General features: G+C 66.8%; 16 protein-coding genes. 10 read left to right on the top strand and 6 right to left on the bottom strand.

Features of this window, described 5'->3' with window-relative positions; all coding sequences use genetic code 11:
* Positions 1-49 precede the first annotated feature (49 nt).
* Both AC1DFE_RS08855 and AC1DFE_RS08850 read right to left on the bottom strand, forming a co-directional pair.
* A complete protein-coding gene (locus AC1DFE_RS08855) occupies positions 50-247 on the bottom strand; it encodes a hypothetical protein (RefSeq protein ID WP_331568783.1) in 198 nt (65 codons plus the stop codon).
* A 121-nt stretch (positions 248-368) separates the two neighbouring features.
* Positions 369-833 carry a GatB/YqeY domain-containing protein gene (locus AC1DFE_RS08850; RefSeq protein WP_476905521.1) on the bottom strand — a complete coding sequence of 155 codons (465 nt, stop codon included), beginning with the start codon at positions 831-833 and terminating at the stop codon, positions 369-371.
* A gap of 175 nt (positions 834-1008) precedes the next feature.
* On the opposite strand from AC1DFE_RS08850, the gene AC1DFE_RS08845 reads away from it, so the two are divergent.
* The 4 genes from AC1DFE_RS08845 to AC1DFE_RS08830 are packed head-to-tail and all read left to right on the top strand — an operon-like array spanning position 1009 to position 4254.
* The gene (locus AC1DFE_RS08845; protein WP_476905520.1) at positions 1009-1167 is read left to right on the top strand and encodes a hypothetical protein; all 159 of its coding nucleotides are present in this window, start codon (positions 1009-1011) and stop codon (positions 1165-1167) included.
* 40 nt (positions 1168-1207) lie between these two features.
* The gene (locus AC1DFE_RS08840) at positions 1208-1972 is read left to right on the top strand and encodes a M50 family metallopeptidase (RefSeq protein ID WP_476905519.1); all 765 of its coding nucleotides are present in this window, start codon (positions 1208-1210) and stop codon (positions 1970-1972) included.
* Positions 1973-1981: 9 nt separating this feature from the next.
* Positions 1982-3133, top strand: coding sequence for a glutathione S-transferase family protein (locus AC1DFE_RS08835; protein ID WP_476905518.1), 1152 nt, complete (start codon positions 1982-1984; stop codon positions 3131-3133).
* Between the two features lie 26 nt (positions 3134-3159).
* Positions 3160-4254 carry an FUSC family protein gene (locus AC1DFE_RS08830; RefSeq protein ID WP_476905517.1) on the top strand — a complete coding sequence of 365 codons (1095 nt, stop codon included), beginning with the start codon at positions 3160-3162 and terminating at the stop codon, positions 4252-4254.
* Between the two features lie 56 nt (positions 4255-4310).
* Here AC1DFE_RS08830 and AC1DFE_RS08825 read toward each other — a convergent pair whose 3' ends face one another.
* From AC1DFE_RS08825 to AC1DFE_RS08815, 3 genes are read right to left on the bottom strand one after another with little or no spacing between them, the layout of a single operon-like run.
* Entirely contained in the window at positions 4311-5222 is a 912-nt protein-coding gene (locus tag AC1DFE_RS08825; protein ID WP_476905516.1) for a MaoC family dehydratase, read from the bottom strand.
* Complete coding sequence (locus AC1DFE_RS08820) at positions 5219-6553, bottom strand: 3-oxoacyl-ACP reductase (RefSeq protein WP_476905515.1); 1335 nt, start codon at positions 6551-6553, stop codon at positions 5219-5221. Before AC1DFE_RS08820 ends, AC1DFE_RS08825 begins: the two co-directional genes overlap by 4 nt.
* Positions 6546-7898 (bottom strand): acetyl-CoA C-acetyltransferase, encoded by a 1353-nt coding sequence (locus tag AC1DFE_RS08815; protein WP_476905514.1) that lies wholly within the window; start codon positions 7896-7898, stop codon positions 6546-6548. The genes AC1DFE_RS08820 and AC1DFE_RS08815 overlap by 8 nt, the downstream gene beginning before the upstream one ends.
* Before the next feature lie 61 nt (positions 7899-7959).
* Between AC1DFE_RS08815 and AC1DFE_RS08810 the strand changes: the two genes are divergently transcribed.
* The gene (locus AC1DFE_RS08810) at positions 7960-8685 is read left to right on the top strand and encodes a TetR family transcriptional regulator (protein WP_476905513.1); all 726 of its coding nucleotides are present in this window, start codon (positions 7960-7962) and stop codon (positions 8683-8685) included.
* The gene (locus AC1DFE_RS08805; protein ID WP_476905512.1) at positions 8682-10763 is read left to right on the top strand and encodes an acyl-CoA dehydrogenase family protein; all 2082 of its coding nucleotides are present in this window, start codon (positions 8682-8684) and stop codon (positions 10761-10763) included. Before AC1DFE_RS08810 ends, AC1DFE_RS08805 begins: the two co-directional genes overlap by 4 nt.
* A gap of 134 nt (positions 10764-10897) precedes the next feature.
* Here the strand turns inward: AC1DFE_RS08805 and glgA are convergent, their stop codons facing one another.
* Positions 10898-12094 (bottom strand): glycogen synthase, encoded by a 1197-nt coding sequence (glgA, locus tag AC1DFE_RS08800; protein WP_476905511.1) that lies wholly within the window; start codon positions 12092-12094, stop codon positions 10898-10900.
* 101 nt (positions 12095-12195) lie between these two features.
* On the opposite strand from glgA, the gene glgC reads away from it, so the two are divergent.
* The 4 genes from glgC to AC1DFE_RS08780 all read left to right on the top strand — a co-directional run bounded on the left by glgC (position 12196) and on the right by AC1DFE_RS08780 (position 16481).
* A complete protein-coding gene (glgC, locus tag AC1DFE_RS08795; protein WP_476905510.1) occupies positions 12196-13611 on the top strand; it encodes a glucose-1-phosphate adenylyltransferase in 1416 nt (471 codons plus the stop codon).
* A gap of 63 nt (positions 13612-13674) precedes the next feature.
* Positions 13675-15126, top strand: a complete 1452-nt coding sequence (locus tag AC1DFE_RS08790; protein ID WP_476905509.1) for an SDR family NAD(P)-dependent oxidoreductase — start codon at positions 13675-13677, stop codon at positions 15124-15126.
* 200 nt (positions 15127-15326) lie between these two features.
* Positions 15327-15563 carry a hypothetical protein gene (locus AC1DFE_RS08785; protein ID WP_476905508.1) on the top strand — a complete coding sequence of 79 codons (237 nt, stop codon included), beginning with the start codon at positions 15327-15329 and terminating at the stop codon, positions 15561-15563.
* A 12-nt stretch (positions 15564-15575) separates the two neighbouring features.
* Positions 15576-16481 (top strand): diacylglycerol/lipid kinase family protein, encoded by a 906-nt coding sequence (locus AC1DFE_RS08780; protein ID WP_476905507.1) that lies wholly within the window; start codon positions 15576-15578, stop codon positions 16479-16481.
* Positions 16482-16585 lie beyond the last annotated feature (104 nt).

Below are 16585 nucleotides of genomic sequence, written 5' to 3'. Positions count from 1 at the left end.
GCCAGCAGAAGGAAAGGCCCCGCACCGGCGGGGCCTTTCTTCTTTGTGCCTACGCGTTCTCGCGGATGCGGTCAGGCTCGCGGTCAGCGGCCTCCTCCAGCCGGGCGAGGTAGGCCCACATCCTGCTTTCCTCTGCCTGCACCTGGGGTTCCGGGGTCTCGGCCGGCCTTGCTTCCGGACGCCCCTCGGCCTCCTTGGCCGCTTCTTTCCTGTAATTCCGCCATCCCTCACACGATGAATAGCACATCACCGACCTCCTAACAGTTGGTGTACCTTTATCGTCCTCCCATTGCAGGGCAGTGTCGATTGCCGGGAATGCTGACTAGCCGGGGATTTCCCTGGCCCGACGCATGTACGCCAGAGCGTGCTCAGCTGAGGCGCTGCCGGACGATGTCGCTCACGGCCTTTCCGTCGAAACGGCCTGCCACGCGGGCCGTCACCGGTTTCATCACGGCGCCCATGTGCCGCACGGACAGCTCCGCGCCGTCCGCCCGCAAACCCTCAATGACTTCGTCCACGATGCCCTCCACCTCGGCGGCGGAGAGGGCTTTCGGCAGATAGGCCTCAATAACCTCGGCCTCGGCGACTTCCGCGGCTGCCCGCTCCGATTCCCCCGCTTCCGTGTAGATGCGGGCTGTGTCGCGCCGTTTGGTGGCCTCCTTCTGCAGCAGTGCCGTCACCTGCGCGTCGTCCAGCTCCACGGGCGCTTTGCCGGATTTCTCCCGGGTCTCGATCTCACCCAGGACGCTGCGCACGGTTCCCAGGGCCACTTTGTTGTGCTCTTTCAGATGTGCAACGACGTCCCCGTGCAGGCGTTCCTTCAGCGTGGCCATGGCTTCCTTCTCTCGGGAGTGTGTGTACCTCAATCGTGGACCCGGCCGCGTGGCAATGCCTAGGACCCCGCAGCGCCCAGGACCACGAACCGCCTGGGACCACGAACCGCCCGGGATCGGGTGTTGCCGCGTGTCCTTCTCCGCTGCCGGCGGCCTTCGCACATATGTTCTATGTATGGAAGAGGAACATCCCGGTGAGCTTGCCGGGCAGATGTCGATCAATGAGCTCCTTGTCGCGATGGGCGAAGCCCCCGTGGAGAGCATGCTGCATCTGGTGGTCCCTGACGACGCTTCGTCACTGACGGAGGATCCGCCGGCTCTGCCCGGACTGTGAGCGGGGCCCGAAAGGCAATGCCGCTGTAGCCTTGGTTCCTATGGTTTATGTGCAAGTCCCCGGCCCGTCCCTGCCCGAACAATGGTGGGACCGGGTGGTTGCCGGATTCACCCAGACCGCTGTTCCCTCAGTCTCGGTCACCGAGCTCCTGGCCGTCGTGCTCATCGCCGCGGTGCTTTCCGTCCCCCGCGTTACATGGCGCTACTTTGGTTTGCTCGCCACTGTGACCCACGAACTGGGCCATGCCTTTGCCGCCCTGACCAGCGGCCAGCGGCTGGGCGGCATCCGGCTGCAGCTGAACCACGGCGGCACCACCACGTCCTACACCCGGGGACGCGCCGCCGCCGTGTGGTCAGGCTTCTGGGGCTATCCCGTTCCCGGCGTGACCGGCGCCGCCCTGGTGTGGGCGGGCTTCACCGGCTGGGGCCCGGCCGCACTGTCCGCCGGGCTGCTGATCCTGCTGGCCTCACTGATCTTCATCCGCAACGCCGCCGGCGTGCTCATCCTCCTGGGGGCGGTGGTAGCGGTGGCGGCCATGATCATTAACGTGCCCGCCGCCTTCACCGGCCACGTGGCCATCATCCTCGGCGTGGCGCTCCTCGTCGCTGCCGTCCGGGACCTGCTCAAGCTGACCAATGTCCACCTCCGCCGCCGTGACCAGTTGCGGTCCTCCGATGCCTACATCCTCTACCGCGCCACTGCTGTGCCCTCCGGCGTCTGGATCGCCCTGTTCTCCCTGGTGGTGGCAGCCTGCTGGCTGGTTGCCTGGCAGCCGATGTCGCGGGTCTTTGGGGCGGCAACATAGTGTGGAGCCATGAGTGAGAAGACCAGCACAGTCGAAGCACACGGCAGGGGACGCCACGCCGCGGAATCCCAGAGCACGGAATTCCACAGCGCGGAGCCCCGCAGCACAGAACTGCAGAGCGCGGAACCGCACAGCACCAAGGGCGCGTACGTCACCGGCGGCGACTTCAACCGGGACACCAATTACATCGAGGACCGCATCACCCGGGATGGCACTCCCGGCCCGAACGGTGAACCCGGCTGGCCGGCGGAGCCGGGCCGCTACCGGCTGATAGCCGCGCGCGCCTGCCCGTGGGCCAACCGCACCGTCATTGTCCGCAGGCTCCTGGGACTCGAGGAGGCCATCAGCCTCGGCCAGCCCGGCCCCACCCACGATGCCCGGTCCTGGCGCTTTGACCTGGATGCGGACGGCAAGGACCCGGTGCTGGGCATCGAGCGGCTGCAGGACGCCTACTTCCGCCGCTTCGCGGACTATCCCCGCGGAATTACCGTTCCGGCGGTGGTGGACATCGCCAGCGGCGCGGTGGTGACAAACAACTACGCCCAGATCACGCTGGACTTCTCCACGGAATGGACCGAGTTCCACCGCCCGGGTGCGCCGCAGTTGTACCCGGAGCACCTGCGCGGTGAAATCGACAGCGTCAACAGGCGTGTCTTCGCCGAGGTCAACAACGGCGTCTACCGGTGCGGCTTCGCCGGATCCCAGGAAGCCTACGATGCTGCCTACAGCCGGCTGTGGAACGCCATGGACTGGCTTGAGGAACGGCTTGCCGGCCAGAGATACCTGGTGGGTGACTCCATCACCGAGGCGGACGTCAGGCTCTTCACCACCCTTGCGCGCTTCGATGCCGTGTACCACGGCCACTTCAAGTGCAACCGGAACAAGCTCAGCGAAATGCCGGGCCTGTGGGCCTACGCGCGGGACCTGTTCCAGACGCCCGGCTTCGGGGACACCACCGACTTCGTGCAGATCAAGGAGCACTATTACATAGTCCACGAGGACATCAACCCCACCCAGATTGTCCCCGCGGGCCCTGATCTGTCCGGTTGGCTTACCGCACACGGGCGGGAGTCCCTGGGAGGCAGCCCCTTCGGCGAGGGCACTCCGCCGGGACCGGTGAAGGCCGGCGAGGAAGTGGCTGCCGGGCACGGGGCCGCCTAGCCTGCACGGCCATGGCTGAAGAAAAAATGGCACGGAATACCCTGCCGCGGAAGATCTGGCATTCAGTGGGCACCAGCGTTGCGCGCGCCCTCGCCGCGCCGCGCCTTCAGCTTGCTGCGAAGGCGGGACTGGCAGCGGGCATCGCGTTCTGGATAGCGCCCCTCATGCCGGCGGCTGCCGCCCACTACGCGTACTACGCTCCGCTCGGTGCACTCGTGGCCATGTATGAGAACGTGTCCGGGTCGATGCGGCAGGGGCTGCAGACCCTCGTGGGCCTGGCGGCCGGCATTGCCCTGGCGTTTGTTCTGATCAGTTTAGGGGCCACACCGCTTTCCGTTGCAGCTGTCATGGCACTCGGCGTCCTTCTGGCCGGACTGCCGCGCCTGGGCGCGGGCCGCGACTGGATTCCGACGGCGGCCCTGCTGGTACTGCTGGTGGGCGGACAGAACCCTGATGATTTTTCCTTCGGCTACCTGCTGCAGATGGGCGTGGGCGTCGCCGTCGGCATTGCCGTCAACCTGCTGGTGTTTCCGCCGCTGCACTTCAACGCTGCCGCCCTAAGCCTCGCGGAGTTAAGGCTGTCGCTGGCCCGCCAGCTGGAGGACATGGGGGCGGCCATGCACGAGAAATGGCCGCCGGAACACGAGGACTGGTCGAGCCGCTCGGAGGAGCTGGCCCAGTCGGCCCGCTCGGTCCGGGCTGCCGTGCAGAAGGCTGACGCGAGCAGGGCCGCCAACCCGCGGCGCCGCTTCCATCCGCGCGATGTGGACAAGGACTACCGCACAGTCCGCGAACTGGAACAGATCACCTTCCACATCCAGGACATGACCGAGGTGCTCGCTGACGTCATCTGGAACGAAGACATGCCGTTCATCATTCCGCTCCCGTACAGTGAGCCGCTCGCGGAGGCGCTCGGCGCCGTGGGCGCGGTGCTCCGTTCGGCGGAGGAGGACGACGACGACCGGCAGGCCGAACTCTTCGAGTCGGCCCGCGCGGCGGTCGCCTCCCTTGAGGACCGCACCGCCTCTGAAGATGCCGGGGCAGGAACGCCGAGCGCCGCAGGATCAATCCTGCTGAGCCTGCACCGCATCCTCCGCGTGGCCGACCCGAACGGCAGCTAGCCCGGCCGCAGCGGCTACATCGGTGACGCTCAAGTGCCGCGGCTACATCGATAGGACTACAGCGCCGCCACCGATCCGCTGAAGTGTTTCCGGCCGGACCGCGGGCTCCAGGCCATATAGTCGGACCGCCGCCAGCCGCCTTCTCCGGACTCCGCCGTCGAAATGGCCAGTGCCAGCCGTGAAGGCAGGAAAACCGGGGCTTCAAAGCCCACGTCCCAGCGGAAGGCGTCGCCTTTGACCGCGCCCACATCCGCCAGCGCCCTCGACGCCAGGTACATGCCGTGGGCGATGGACCTGCGCAGGCCCAGCGCCTTGGCGGAGAGAACACTGAGGTGGATCGGGTTGAAGTCCCCCGACACGGCAGCGTAGGCGCGGCCGGTGTCCACGCCCAGCTGCCAGAGCGCGGTGGGATCCGGGGCAGAAAAAGCCTGCTGCGCGGCTGCTGCCGAGGCTTTGTCGATGCCGGGCAGGAACACGCCCCTGGCAAGGTAGGTGGACACGCCGCTCCAGCAGACGTCGCCCTCACCGGATGCGCGGACCTCTGCCACGATGTCCAGCTGCGTTCCCGCGCGGTGCGCCCGGAGCGTTTCGGCCCTGGCCACAATGTCTAGGGCCTCGGTGAACCTGACCGGCCGGCGGTACTCAATCACGTTCCGCAGATGGATCATCCCCAGCAGGGGCAGCGGGAAATCGTCACGGTTCATGACGCTCATAGCCACGGGAAACGCCAGAGCATGGATGAACCCGGCGGGCAGCACGTCACTGGCGGTCTCACCCAGCAGGTGCTGGTACGCCGTCAGGTTTTCGACGTCGGGCCGGACTTCCCTGACTTCGTGACTCGCGGCGGGCAGCACGGAGGCAGCAGGCGAGCCGAGGATCCGGCGGCGGGCCGCCGTGGCCGCGGCGTTCACGTACAGCTTGGAGAGGGACGGCATCTCCCCCAGGATCAGGGGCTGGCCGGCGGTCATGCCCCCACCAGGTTCTGTCCGCACACCCTCAGCACCTCTCCGGAAATGCCGCCGGCGGAATCGCCCGCGAGAAACGAAATGGCCTCGGCAACGTCCCCCGGCTGCCCGCCCTGCTGCAAAGAGTTCAGCCGCCGTGCAATTTCCCGGGTGGCAGAGGGAATCCGCGCCGTCATCTCGGTTTCGATGAATCCGGGCGCCACGGCATTGATCGAACCGCCGTACGGTGCCAGCAGGGGTGCGGTGGCCCGGACCATGCCCATGACCCCGCCCTTGGACGCCGCATAGTTGGTCTGCCCGCGGTTGCCGGCGATCCCGCTTGTGGAGGCCACCGAAACTATCCGTGGAGCGGAACGGAAATGCTCGGAGGCAAGGAGCGCCTCATTGATGCGGAGCTGGGCGGCGATGTTCACGTCGATAACCGAACCCCAGCGGGACTGGTCCATGTTGACCAGCAGCTTGTCCCGGGTGATGCCGGCATTGTGGACCACGATGTCGAGCCGGCCGTGCCGCTGCACGGCATGGTCGATGATTCGTTGCCCGGCGTCCTCGCGCGTGATGTCCAGCTGCAGCGCGGTCCCGCGGATACCGTTGGCGACCTCCGCCAGGTGGTCCCCGGCTGCGGGAACGTCCACCGCCACAACGGTGGCGCCGTCACGGTGCAGCGTGCGGGCGATGGCCGCACCGATCCCCCGGGCCGCGCCCGTGACGACCGCGACCTTCCCGGCGAGCGGTGTGTCGGCGTCGCCGGGCAGCACACCTTCGGCCGAACTGACGCGGACGAACTGGCCGTCCACGAAGGCGGACCGGCCGGAGAGGAAGAACCGCAGGGCCCCCAAAGCCGACGGGGCGGTGGGGCTGACGTCCGCAGCCAGCAGGATGCCGTTGCCGGTGGCGCCTGCTCGCAGTTCCTTGGCCAGGGAGCGCAGTAGCCCGTCCACGCCTTGCCTGGCGGCTGCCGTGGCCGGCGCGCCGCCGGGCACGCGCGAGACAGTCACCACCCGTCCGCCAGGGGCAAGGTCTCGAAGAGACGGCGCAGCCGCCAGGACCGGCCGCTCCAGGTCGGTCGGGGCCTCAATCGCGTCGAGAACCAGCACGATTCCGCCGAGCTTTTCCTTGGGAACAGCGTGGCGGCGGACATCGAGTTCCCACGACAGCAGCGCCGCAGCGACCCCGTCCGCACCCGGCCCCGAGCCGCCAACCAGGACCGGCCCGTCGATGAGCGGCTGGTCCGGCTGGTAGCGCCGCAGCTCGGCCGGCTGCGGCAGGCCGAGTTTCCGGGCCAGGTCCCGTCCGAAGCCGCGGCTAACCAGCCTTGCGTAGGTGTCAGTCATCGGTGTCCCCCGGCGTGTTTTCAGCAGAGTATGCTTCGAGCAGCGCCACGACGCCCTGGCCGCCGGCCGCGCAAACGGATACGAGTCCCAGAGCGGGACGCCCGCCAACATTCCCCTTCGCGTGCAGCATTTTCGCGAGCGTGGCCACGATGCGCCCGCCCGTGGCGGCGAACGGGTGCCCGGCTGCCAGGGATGATCCGTTGACGTTCAGCCTGGAGCGGTCGACCTTGCCGAAGGGCCCATCCAGCCCGAGGCGCTCGCGGCCGAACTTTTCGTCCTCCCAGGCGGCGAGCGTGCTTAGCACCGTCCCGGCGAACGCTTCGTGGATCTCGAAGTAGTCGACGTCGTCCAGGGTGAGACCGTTGCGCGCCAGAAGGCGCGGGACGGCGAAGACCGGCGCCATGAGCAGCCCGTCCCTGCCGTGGACGAAATCCACGGCGGCGGCCTCGCCGTCCAGCACGGTGGCGAGCTTGGGGAGGTCGTGCCGGTCGGCCCAGTCCTCGGAGGCGAGCAGCACCGTGGAGGCACCGTCCGTCAGCGGCGTGGAGTTGCCCGCCGTCATGGTGGCCTCCGAGCCGAGGTTCCGGCCGAACACAGGCTTCAGCGACGCCAGCTTCTCGAGACTCGTGTCGGGACGGAGGTTGGAGTCCCGGGTGAGGCCACGGTACGGCGTGAGCAGATCATCGAAGAACCCGGCATCGTAGGCGGCGGCGAGATTCCGGTGGCTGCTGAGGGCGAGCTCGTCCTGGGCCTCGCGGGAGATGTTCCACTGGGCCGTGGTCAGGGCCTGGTGCTCGCCCATGGACAGGCCGGTCCTGGGCTCGCCGGTGTTCGGGGCGTCCGGGGCGAGGTCCTTGGGGCGCAGGCGGGCGAGGACCTGGAGCCGCTGCGGGAGCGTCTTGGCGCGGTTGAGGTCCAGCAGCACCCCGCGGAGCCCTTCGCTAACGGCAATGGGCGCATCCGAGGCGGAGTCCACGCCGCCTGCGATGGCGGACTCGAGCTGTCCGAGCCTGATCTTGTTGGCCAGGCCCAGCACTGTTTCCAGGCCTGTGGCGCAGGCCTGCTGCAGGTCGTAGGCGGGCGTTTCCGGTGACAGTGCCGAGCCCAGCACTGCTTCCCGCGTCAGGTTGAAGTCCCGGGAGTGCTTCAGGACGGCGCCCGCGGCCACTTCGCCGATGCGCTCCTCCTGCAGGCCGAAGCGTGCGATCAGCCCGTCCAGGGCCGCCGTGAGCATGTCCTGGTTGGACGACTTGGTGTACGCGCCGCCGGTGCGGGCGAACGGAATCCTGTTGCCGCCGACCACCACGGCTTTCCGCACGGTTTGGGGCTGTCCATGCACGGGCATGTGCTATCTCCTTCGATCCGGCTGGTTATCGATACCCAGCGTACCTGATACGCTGGGTATCGTGAACTTGATCCCTCCTTCCCCGCCCGCTGGCTCCGACACAGGATCCGTGGACGGCCGCGCCTCGCGCTGGCAGGGGCACCGGGAGGAACGCCGTCGCGAACTCATCAAGGCCGCCCGGCGCGCAGTGCATACACTCGGCAGCGACGCGTCCATGGAGGACATTGCCGCGGCGGCAGGCACGTCCAAGTCGGTGTTCTACCGGTACTTCGGGGACAAAGCCGGCGTGCAGCAGGCGGTGGGCGAAGTGGTGCTGGGCCAGATGCAGCTGCGCATCAGGGAAGCGGCGCAAAGCGCGCAGACGCCCCGGGAGGGTCTGTTCGCCATGGTCTCGGCCTACCTCCAGATGGCTGAAACCAGCCCCAACGTCTACACCTTTGTGACCCGGTACGCCGCTGCCGAGTCCGACGGTGGTCCCACCTCCATCACGACGGCCGGCGCGCTGGGCCACTTCTTTGACTCCATTGCGGACATGATCGCCACGCCCATGCGCGCATACCTCGGCGAAGGCAAGGAAGCCGTCATCGGCTACTGGCCCAACGCCGCGATCGGCCTGGTCCGCAACGCCGGCGAGCAGTGGCTGGCCAGCCCGGCCTCCCCCGCCAAGCCGGATCAGGAAACCATGGCACGCCAAATCACAGACTGGCTATGCGACGGCATCGCGCCGGAACTCACGGACGTTCAACAGCACCGGAACTTGTCAGAACCAACGAAGGAATCGACATGACTGAAGTAGCGGACCGCCCGGCGGGCTCAGCCACCCGTGCGGCAGCCACCGGACCGCGCGGCGCGTTGCCCGCCGTCGACGTCGCCGCCCTGGGTGAGCTCCTCCTGGGCAGATGGGCCGACGTCCGCCGGGAGGCGCGGGACCTCGCGGCACGCGAAGAGCTCCACAAAACAGAGGGGCTGACGCACACGGAGCACCGCCGGCGCACCTTCGGGCAGTTGAAGCGCCTGGTGGACAGCGGCGCCGTCCACCGCGCCTTCCCGGCCAGCTTCGGCGGGGCCGACGACCACGGCGGCAACATCGCCGGCTTCGAGGAACTGGTCACCGCAGACCCGTCCCTGCAGATCAAGGCCGGTGTGCAGTGGGGCCTGTTCGGCTCCGCGGTGATGCATCTGGGCACGGCCGAGCACCACGAGAAGTGGCTGCCGGGCATCATGAACCTGGATATCCCGGGCTGCTTTGCCATGACCGAAACCGGACACGGTTCGGACGTCGCCAGCATCGCCACCACGGCCACCTATGATTCCGACGCCCAGGAGTTCGTGATACACACCCCGTTCCGTGCCGCCTGGAAGGACTACATCGGCAATGCCGCCATTGACGGCCTCGGCGCCGTGGTGTTCGCCCAGCTGCTGACGCGCGGGGTCAACCACGGAGTGCATGCGTTCTACGTCGATCTGCGCGACCCTGTCACCAAGGCATTCCTGCCGGGGGTCGGCGGCGAGGACGACGGCGTTAAGGGCGGGCTCAACGGCATCGACAACGGCCGCCTGCACTTCGACCATGTCCGCATTCCCCGCACCAACCTGCTCAACCGCTACGGCGACGTCGACGCCGAAGGAGCTTACACCTCGCCCATCGCCAGCCCCGGACGGCGTTTCTTCACCATGCTCGGCACGCTGGTTCAGGGCCGGGTGAGCCTGGACGGCGCGGCTGTCGCCGCGTCCAAGCTCGCCCTGAAGACGGCCATCACCTACGCATCCGAGCGGCGGCAGTTCAACGCCTCCTCCCCCGTCGAGGAAGAGGTGCTGCTGGACTACCAGCGGCACCAGCGGCGGCTATTCACCCGGCTGGCCACCACATACGCCGCGGGTTTCGCGCATGAGCAGCTCCTGGCCAAGCTGGACGACGTCTTTTCCGGCGCCCGCGACACCGACGAGGACCGCCAGGACCTGGAAACCCTGGCCGCCGCGCTGAAGCCACTGAGCACCTGGCATGCCCTGGACACGCTGCAGGAATGCCGTGAAGCCTGCGGCGGAGCCGGGTTCCTGATCGAGAACCGCTTCGCCTCGCTCCGAGCCGACCTCGACGTCTATGTCACCTTCGAGGGCGACAACACCGTCCTGCTGCAGCTCGTGGCCAAGCGGCTGCTGGCCGATTACGCCAAGGAATTCCGCAGCGCCACGTTCGGCGTGCTGGCACGGTACGTGGTCAACCAGGCCGCGGGAACCGCCGTCCACCGCACCGGCCTGCGCCAGGTGGCGCAGTTCGTGGCGGACAACGGCTCCGTGCAGAAGGCCGCCCTTGCCCTGCGCGACGAGGAAAGCCAGCGCGCCCTGCTCACGGACCGCGTCCAGTCGATGGTTGCCGAAACCGCCGCCGCCCTCAGGGGCGCCAACCGGCTGCCGCAGCGCGAAGCGTCGGCGCTGTTCAACCAACACCAGGACGAACTGATCGACGCCGCCCGGGCGCATGCCGAACTCCTGCAGTGGGAGGCCTTCTCGGAGGCGCTGGACCAGGTTGGCGATCCGGGAACCAGGGTGGTGCTGACGTGGCTCCGGGACCTGTTCGGGCTCTCGCTCATCGAGAACAACCTCTCGTGGTACCTGATGAACGGCAGGCTTTCTATGCAGCGGGCCCGGACGGTGGGCGGCTACATCAACCGGCTCCTGGTCAAGCTGCGCCCTCACGCGCTGGATCTCGTGGACGCGTTCGGCTACGGCCCGGCCCACCTGCGCGCCGCCATCGCCACCGGCGCTGAAAAGGTCCGCCAAGACCAGGCACGCGACTACTACAGGGTGCAGCGCGCCAGCGGGTCAGCTCCGGTGCCGGAGAAGTCGCTTCAGCCCCGCCGGTAGTCGCGGCTCCCCAACCAGCGGCTAACCTCGCAAGCTCAACCAGCGGCTGAACAGCCCAACGCCCGACGGCGGGGCCTCCAAAAGGGGGCACCGCCGTCGGGCGTTGGACTAATCGGGCGGTTTATTACGTCGCGCTAGCTGAGGACCGAACGGTAGACGTCGAGCGTAGTCTGGGTGATCGATTCCCAGGAGAAGTGCTCCTCCGCACGCCGGCGGCCGGCCTGGCCCATGGCGCGGGCCCGCTCCGGGTCCGATACGACTTCGGTCAGGGCCGCGGCGAACTCGCTGACGAACTTCTCCGGATCCAGCGGCGTGCCGGTTCCGTCCGTAACCTGCTCGAGCTCCACGAGCAGGCCGGTCTCTCCGTGGTTGACCACCTCGGGGATGCCGCCGGTTGCACTGGCCACCACGGCGGCGCCGCAGGCCATTGCCTCCAGGTTCACGATGCCGAGCGGTTCGTAGATGGAGGGGCAGGCAAATGCGGTGGCGTGGCTCAGGACCTGGATCAGTTCATTGCGGGGCAGCATGCGCTCGATGAGCACAACGCCGCTGCGCTGGCTCTGCAGTTCCTCGATCAGCCGGGCGGTTTCCGCCGCGAGTTCGGGCGTATCCGCGGCGCCGAGGCAGAGGACCAGCTGCACGTCCGCCGGGAGCTTTGCGGCGGCCCGCAGCAGGTACGGGACACCCTTCTGCCGGGTGTTGCGCCCGACGAACACCACGCTGGGGCGGGCGGGGTCGATGCCCAGGGTGCGGATGACGTCGTCGTTCTCATCGCGGTTCCAGAGGCTGACGTCGATACCGTTGTGCACCACCTTGACCTTGGCCGGGTCAACGTCCGGGTAGCTGCGCAGGATGTCCTGGCGCATGCCCTCGGACACGGCGATGATCGCGGCCGCCGCTTCATACGCGGTCTTCTCGACCCAGGAGGACAGGGCATAGCCGCCACCCAGCTGCTCTGCCTTCCAGGGCCGCAGCGGTTCCAGGCTGTGGGCGCTGAGCACGTGCGGGATCCCGTGCAGCAGCGATGCCAGGTGGCCCGCCATGTTGGCGTACCACGTGTGTGAATGCACCAGATCAGCGCCGGCTACATCCGGAACGATGCGCAGATCCACGCCCAGGGTCTGCACGGCAGCGTTCGCTGCCCCCAGATCCTCGGGCACCGAGTAGGAGGTCACGGCCGCGCCATGATAGTCGGCGTCCCGGGGCGCGCCAAACGCACGCACCTGAAGGTCGACATGCTTGGCCAGGACCCGGCTCAGCTCGGCAACGTGGACGCCCGCGCCGCCATAGATTTCCGGCGGGAATTCTTTAGTCACAATGTCTATTCGCACGTTACCCAAGGTAGTCGTTACGGTTGAACTGTTCTAGTGTGAAGAAAGTCCGGACAAACCGGATTTTTTGGGGAGAGATACGAAGGCGTACAGGAGCGACCATGCCGTCAACGAAGAAAGTCCTGGCCATTGTCCTCGCCGGAGGCGAGGGAAACCGACTCATGCCGCTGACGGCAGACAGGGCCAAACCTGCCGTGCCCTTTGCCGGCAGTTATCGGCTTATTGATTTCGCGCTGTCGAACCTGGTCAACTCCCGGTACCTCCAGATCGTGGTCCTGACGCAGTACAAGTCCCACAGCCTTGACCGCCACATCTCGGAGACGTGGCGGATGTCCACGCAGCTTGGCAACTATGTTGCCTCCGTTCCGGCCCAGCAGCGAGTGGGCAAGAGCTGGTTCCTGGGCAGTGCCAATGCCATTTACCAGTCCCTGAACCTGATCCACGATGCCAACCCGGACATCGTCGTCGTGGTGGGCGCGGACCACGTGTACCGGATGGACTTCTTCCAGATGGTCGAACAGCATGTAAAGAGCGGCGCCAAGGCCACAGTGGCCGCCGTGCGCCAGCCGCTCAACATGGCCAACCAGTTCGGCGTCATCGAGGTGGACCCCGAAGACCCCCAGAAAATCGCCGCATTCGTGGAGAAGCCGGCCTCCACCCCCGGCCTGGCGGCGGACCCCACCCAGTTCCTGGCCTCCATGGGCAACTACGTCTTTGATGCCGACGCCCTGGTGGATGCCCTCCACGTGGACGCGGAACGGCTCGACACCAAGCACGACATGGGCGGGGACATCATCCCCTACTTCGTCAACCAGGGGCAGGCCGGCGTCTACGACTTCACCCTCAATGACATTCCCGGCTCCACCGAACGGGACCGCACGTACTGGCGCGACGTGGGAACCATCGATTCCTTCTATGACGCGCACATGGACCTGATCTCTCCGCTGCCGGTGTTCAACCTGTACAACTCCGAGTGGCCCATCTACACCCGCCAGAGCATTTCCCCGCCGGCCAAGTTCGTCCGCGGCGATAACAACACCGTGGGCACAGCCCTGGATTCAATCGTGGCCAGCGGCGTGGTCATTTCCGGCGGCATCGTGGAGGGCTCTGTGCTGTCCAACGACGTCTACGTCGGCTCGGCCAGCCGCGTCATCGACTCGGTGCTCATGGACAAGGTGCAGATCGGGAAAGGCGCCGTGGTGCGCCGGGCCATCATCGATAAGAACGTCAAGGTCCCCGCGGGGGCGGCGATCGGCCTGGACCCGGAGCTCGACCGGGCCCGCGGCTTCAAGGTAACGGACTCGGGCATCACGGTGCTCTCCAAGCACCAGTCCGTGCCGGAGCCGGACGACGCCGAGCGTGCCCTGTCCGCTGCAAACCTGCACCTGGTGCCGGACGCTGTGAAGGCCGCAACCGAGAACTGGCCCGAGATCCGCAGCTCAGTAGAGCATGTGGGCAAGGTCCAGGCAGCCGCCGTGGGCGTGGACTCCCCGACGCAGCAGGCCGTCCGTTCCTGATCCCCTGTTCAAGCAAGTTCCTTGAGGCAGGTCTGACCCTCCGCAGGCTGTAAAATCAGATCAATGAGCTCCGCCGATCTGACGCCTGAAGAGATTCAGGCCTGCCTCAAGGTTTTGAACAGCATCCACGTCTACGACGAGGAGCACCCCGACTACGTCTCGGTACGCCGCGCCACGGGCAAGATGTTCAAGGCCGTGAAGCGGCACCGGCGCGTGACCAAGCGCGACCTCATCGCCGAAGCCGACCGTGCCGTCCTCGCGCAGACGGCCACGGCTGCGCCGGACCGGATCGACGACGAGACGCGCGGCAACAAACTTGCCACGTCAGCCACCGGCGATGTCGCCGGCCACCTGATCAGGTCGCGGCCCTGCTACATCTGCAAGCAGCACTACACCCAGGTGGACGCGTTCTACCACCAGCTGTGCCCCGAATGCGCGGCGTTCAGCCACTCAAAACGCGATGCCCGCACCGACCTCACGGGCCGTCGCGCGCTGCTGACCGGCGGCCGCGCCAAGATCGGCATGTACATCGCCCTGCGGCTGCTGCGCGACGGGGCGCACACCACCATCACCACGCGCTTCCCCAAGGATGCCGCACGCCGCTTCGCCGCCATGGAGGACAGCGGTGACTGGCTGCACCGGCTGAAGATTGTGGGCATCGACCTCCGCGACCCGTCACAGGTCATGGCACTCACCGACGAACTCAACGCCGCCGGCCCGCTGGACATCATCATCAACAACGCCGCCCAGACGGTGCGCCGCTCCGGCAATGCCTACAAGCCGCTGGTGGACGCCGAGGATGAGCCGCTGCCCGCGGCCCTGGAAGTGGCCAACGGGGGTCCGGAACTGGTCACCTTCGGCCATGCGCATGACAAGCACCCGCTTGCTATTGCCGGCAGCGTCACCGAGCACCCGGTGCTGGCCGGCGACGCCGTCACGTCCCTTGCCCTGTCCACCGGTTCGGCGTCGCTGGAGCGGATCGCCGCCGGGACAGCCATCGACGCCGGCGGCCTGGTCCCGGACCTGGCCACCATCAACAGCTGGACGCAGGTGGTGGACGAGGTGGACCCGCTGGAGATGCTTGAGGTTCAGCTGTGCAACGTCACCGCGCCCTTCCTGCTGGTCAGCCGGCTGCGCGATGCCATGAAGCGGTCCACCGCTCACCGCAAGTACATCGTTAACGTCTCCGCCATGGAGGGCCAGTTCTCGCGGGCCTACAAGGGCCCCGGACACCCGCACACCAACATGGCCAAGGCGGCCCTGAACATGATGACGCGGACCAGTGCCCAGGAAATGCTGGAGGCGGACGGCATCCTCATGACCGCCGTGGACACCGGCTGGATCACCGACGAACGCCCGCACTTCACCAAGGTCCGGCTGATGGAGGAAGGCTTCCACGCGCCTTTAGACCTGGTGGACGGCGCAGCCCGGGTGTACGACCCGATTGTCATGGGCGAAAAGGGTGAAGACCAGTACGGGGTGTTCCTCAAGGACTACAAGCCCAGCCCCTGGTGACGTCTTTTCTCGTAGCATGGGTCCATGTTCTCTGACTAGCGGCCATGCTCAACCGTGGATATGTCAACCCATTTTGGCCCCCGAATGACGGCAATTCTTGGTCCTACGGGGAGCAAGCTCCGGGCACGTACCGCGGTTGTATGGTTGTACTGACGAACAGTTACCCCACGTCCAATGCGAGGAAGCCGCGAGGTGCAAGTGTGAATGAGTACGAGGCCTCACTGGTCATCATGTCCGGAGCGGAGCTCCTGTCCTCGGCCTCTTCTGACCCCCGCTCGGAGGAAGGCTACGTCGCGGTCAAGGCCAATATCTCGGAAGCACCGGAGCACATAGCGGAAGCTCTTGCGAACTTTGAAGCCGGTTCGGGAGCGACCAGCCGTTCGACCGGCTGGGTCCAGGACCTTCACCGCGTAGCGGACGACCTGGTGGATCGATAGGCTGAAAGGCCGATGACAGCCAGTGGCCCTGACCGGGCACCTGCAGCCCTTTTTGACCGGACTGTGCTGGTCTTCAATCCGGGTAAGCCTGGCATGGCCTCCAGGATCGACGAGCTGCAACGGGATCTGGCCGCCGGAGTACCGGATCTGGAGGTTGAGTTGCGGCCCACCGACTTTGCCGGGCACGCACGGGACCTTGCACGGTCCGTGGCAGCCGCAGGGCGCCCGCTCATTGTTTCAGTCAGCGGCGATGGCGGGTACAACGAGGTTGTCAACGGGGTGATGGACGTTCCAGGCAGCAAGGCGGTGTGCACCGTCGTCGCGGCAGGTAACGCCAATGACCATCACCGGAGCATGCCCGCAACACCGTTGCCGGAGGCTGTCCGGGATGGCCCGGTCCGGCATATCGACCTTTTGCGCATCACGTTTGGGCGGGAGCAGCCGGCACAGGTTCACTACGCCCACTCCTATATAGGTTTCGGACTTACGCCACTGATGGCGATCGGAATCGAGAGCGGGGGAAAGGGCAAATTCCTCGAACTTCTGTCCGTCGCCCGCACGCTCTCTGACTTGCGCCCGTTCGAGCTCGTCCGGGCCGACGGGGCCACGGCCTGCTTCGACAGTCTGATCCTGGCCAATATTTCGCGGATGGCCAAGTATGGGACGGTTAGCGAGTCGGTGGGCCCCGACGACGGCCGGTTTGAGGTTGTGACGCTCCCCCACGCCGGGCGCTGGAAGATGGCTCTGATGACTCTTCGGGCCGTGACGCTGGGACTCGGGAATCAACCAAGCGTCAGCAGCTACGCCTTCACTACGCGGGATGCTGTTCCTTGCCAGATTGACGGCGAGGTCAGGCATCTTCCCGCCTCCACCCATGTTCTGGTGGAAAGCGCGAAGGGCGCCCTCGCCGTTATCTGACCCAAGGGCGTCCTTGCGTCCTTGCTTTACGTGATGAATGGCGGGCTTGCCGCCCCACCCGGAGCAGCTTCAGTCGAAAGCGGTCCGCGGCGGCTGCCCTGCTG

It is taken from the genome of Arthrobacter sp. 05T423 (genome assembly GCF_056396245.1).
Note: the sequence above shows the minus strand (reverse complement) of the source record. Positions and strands in the feature narration are given on the sequence as shown.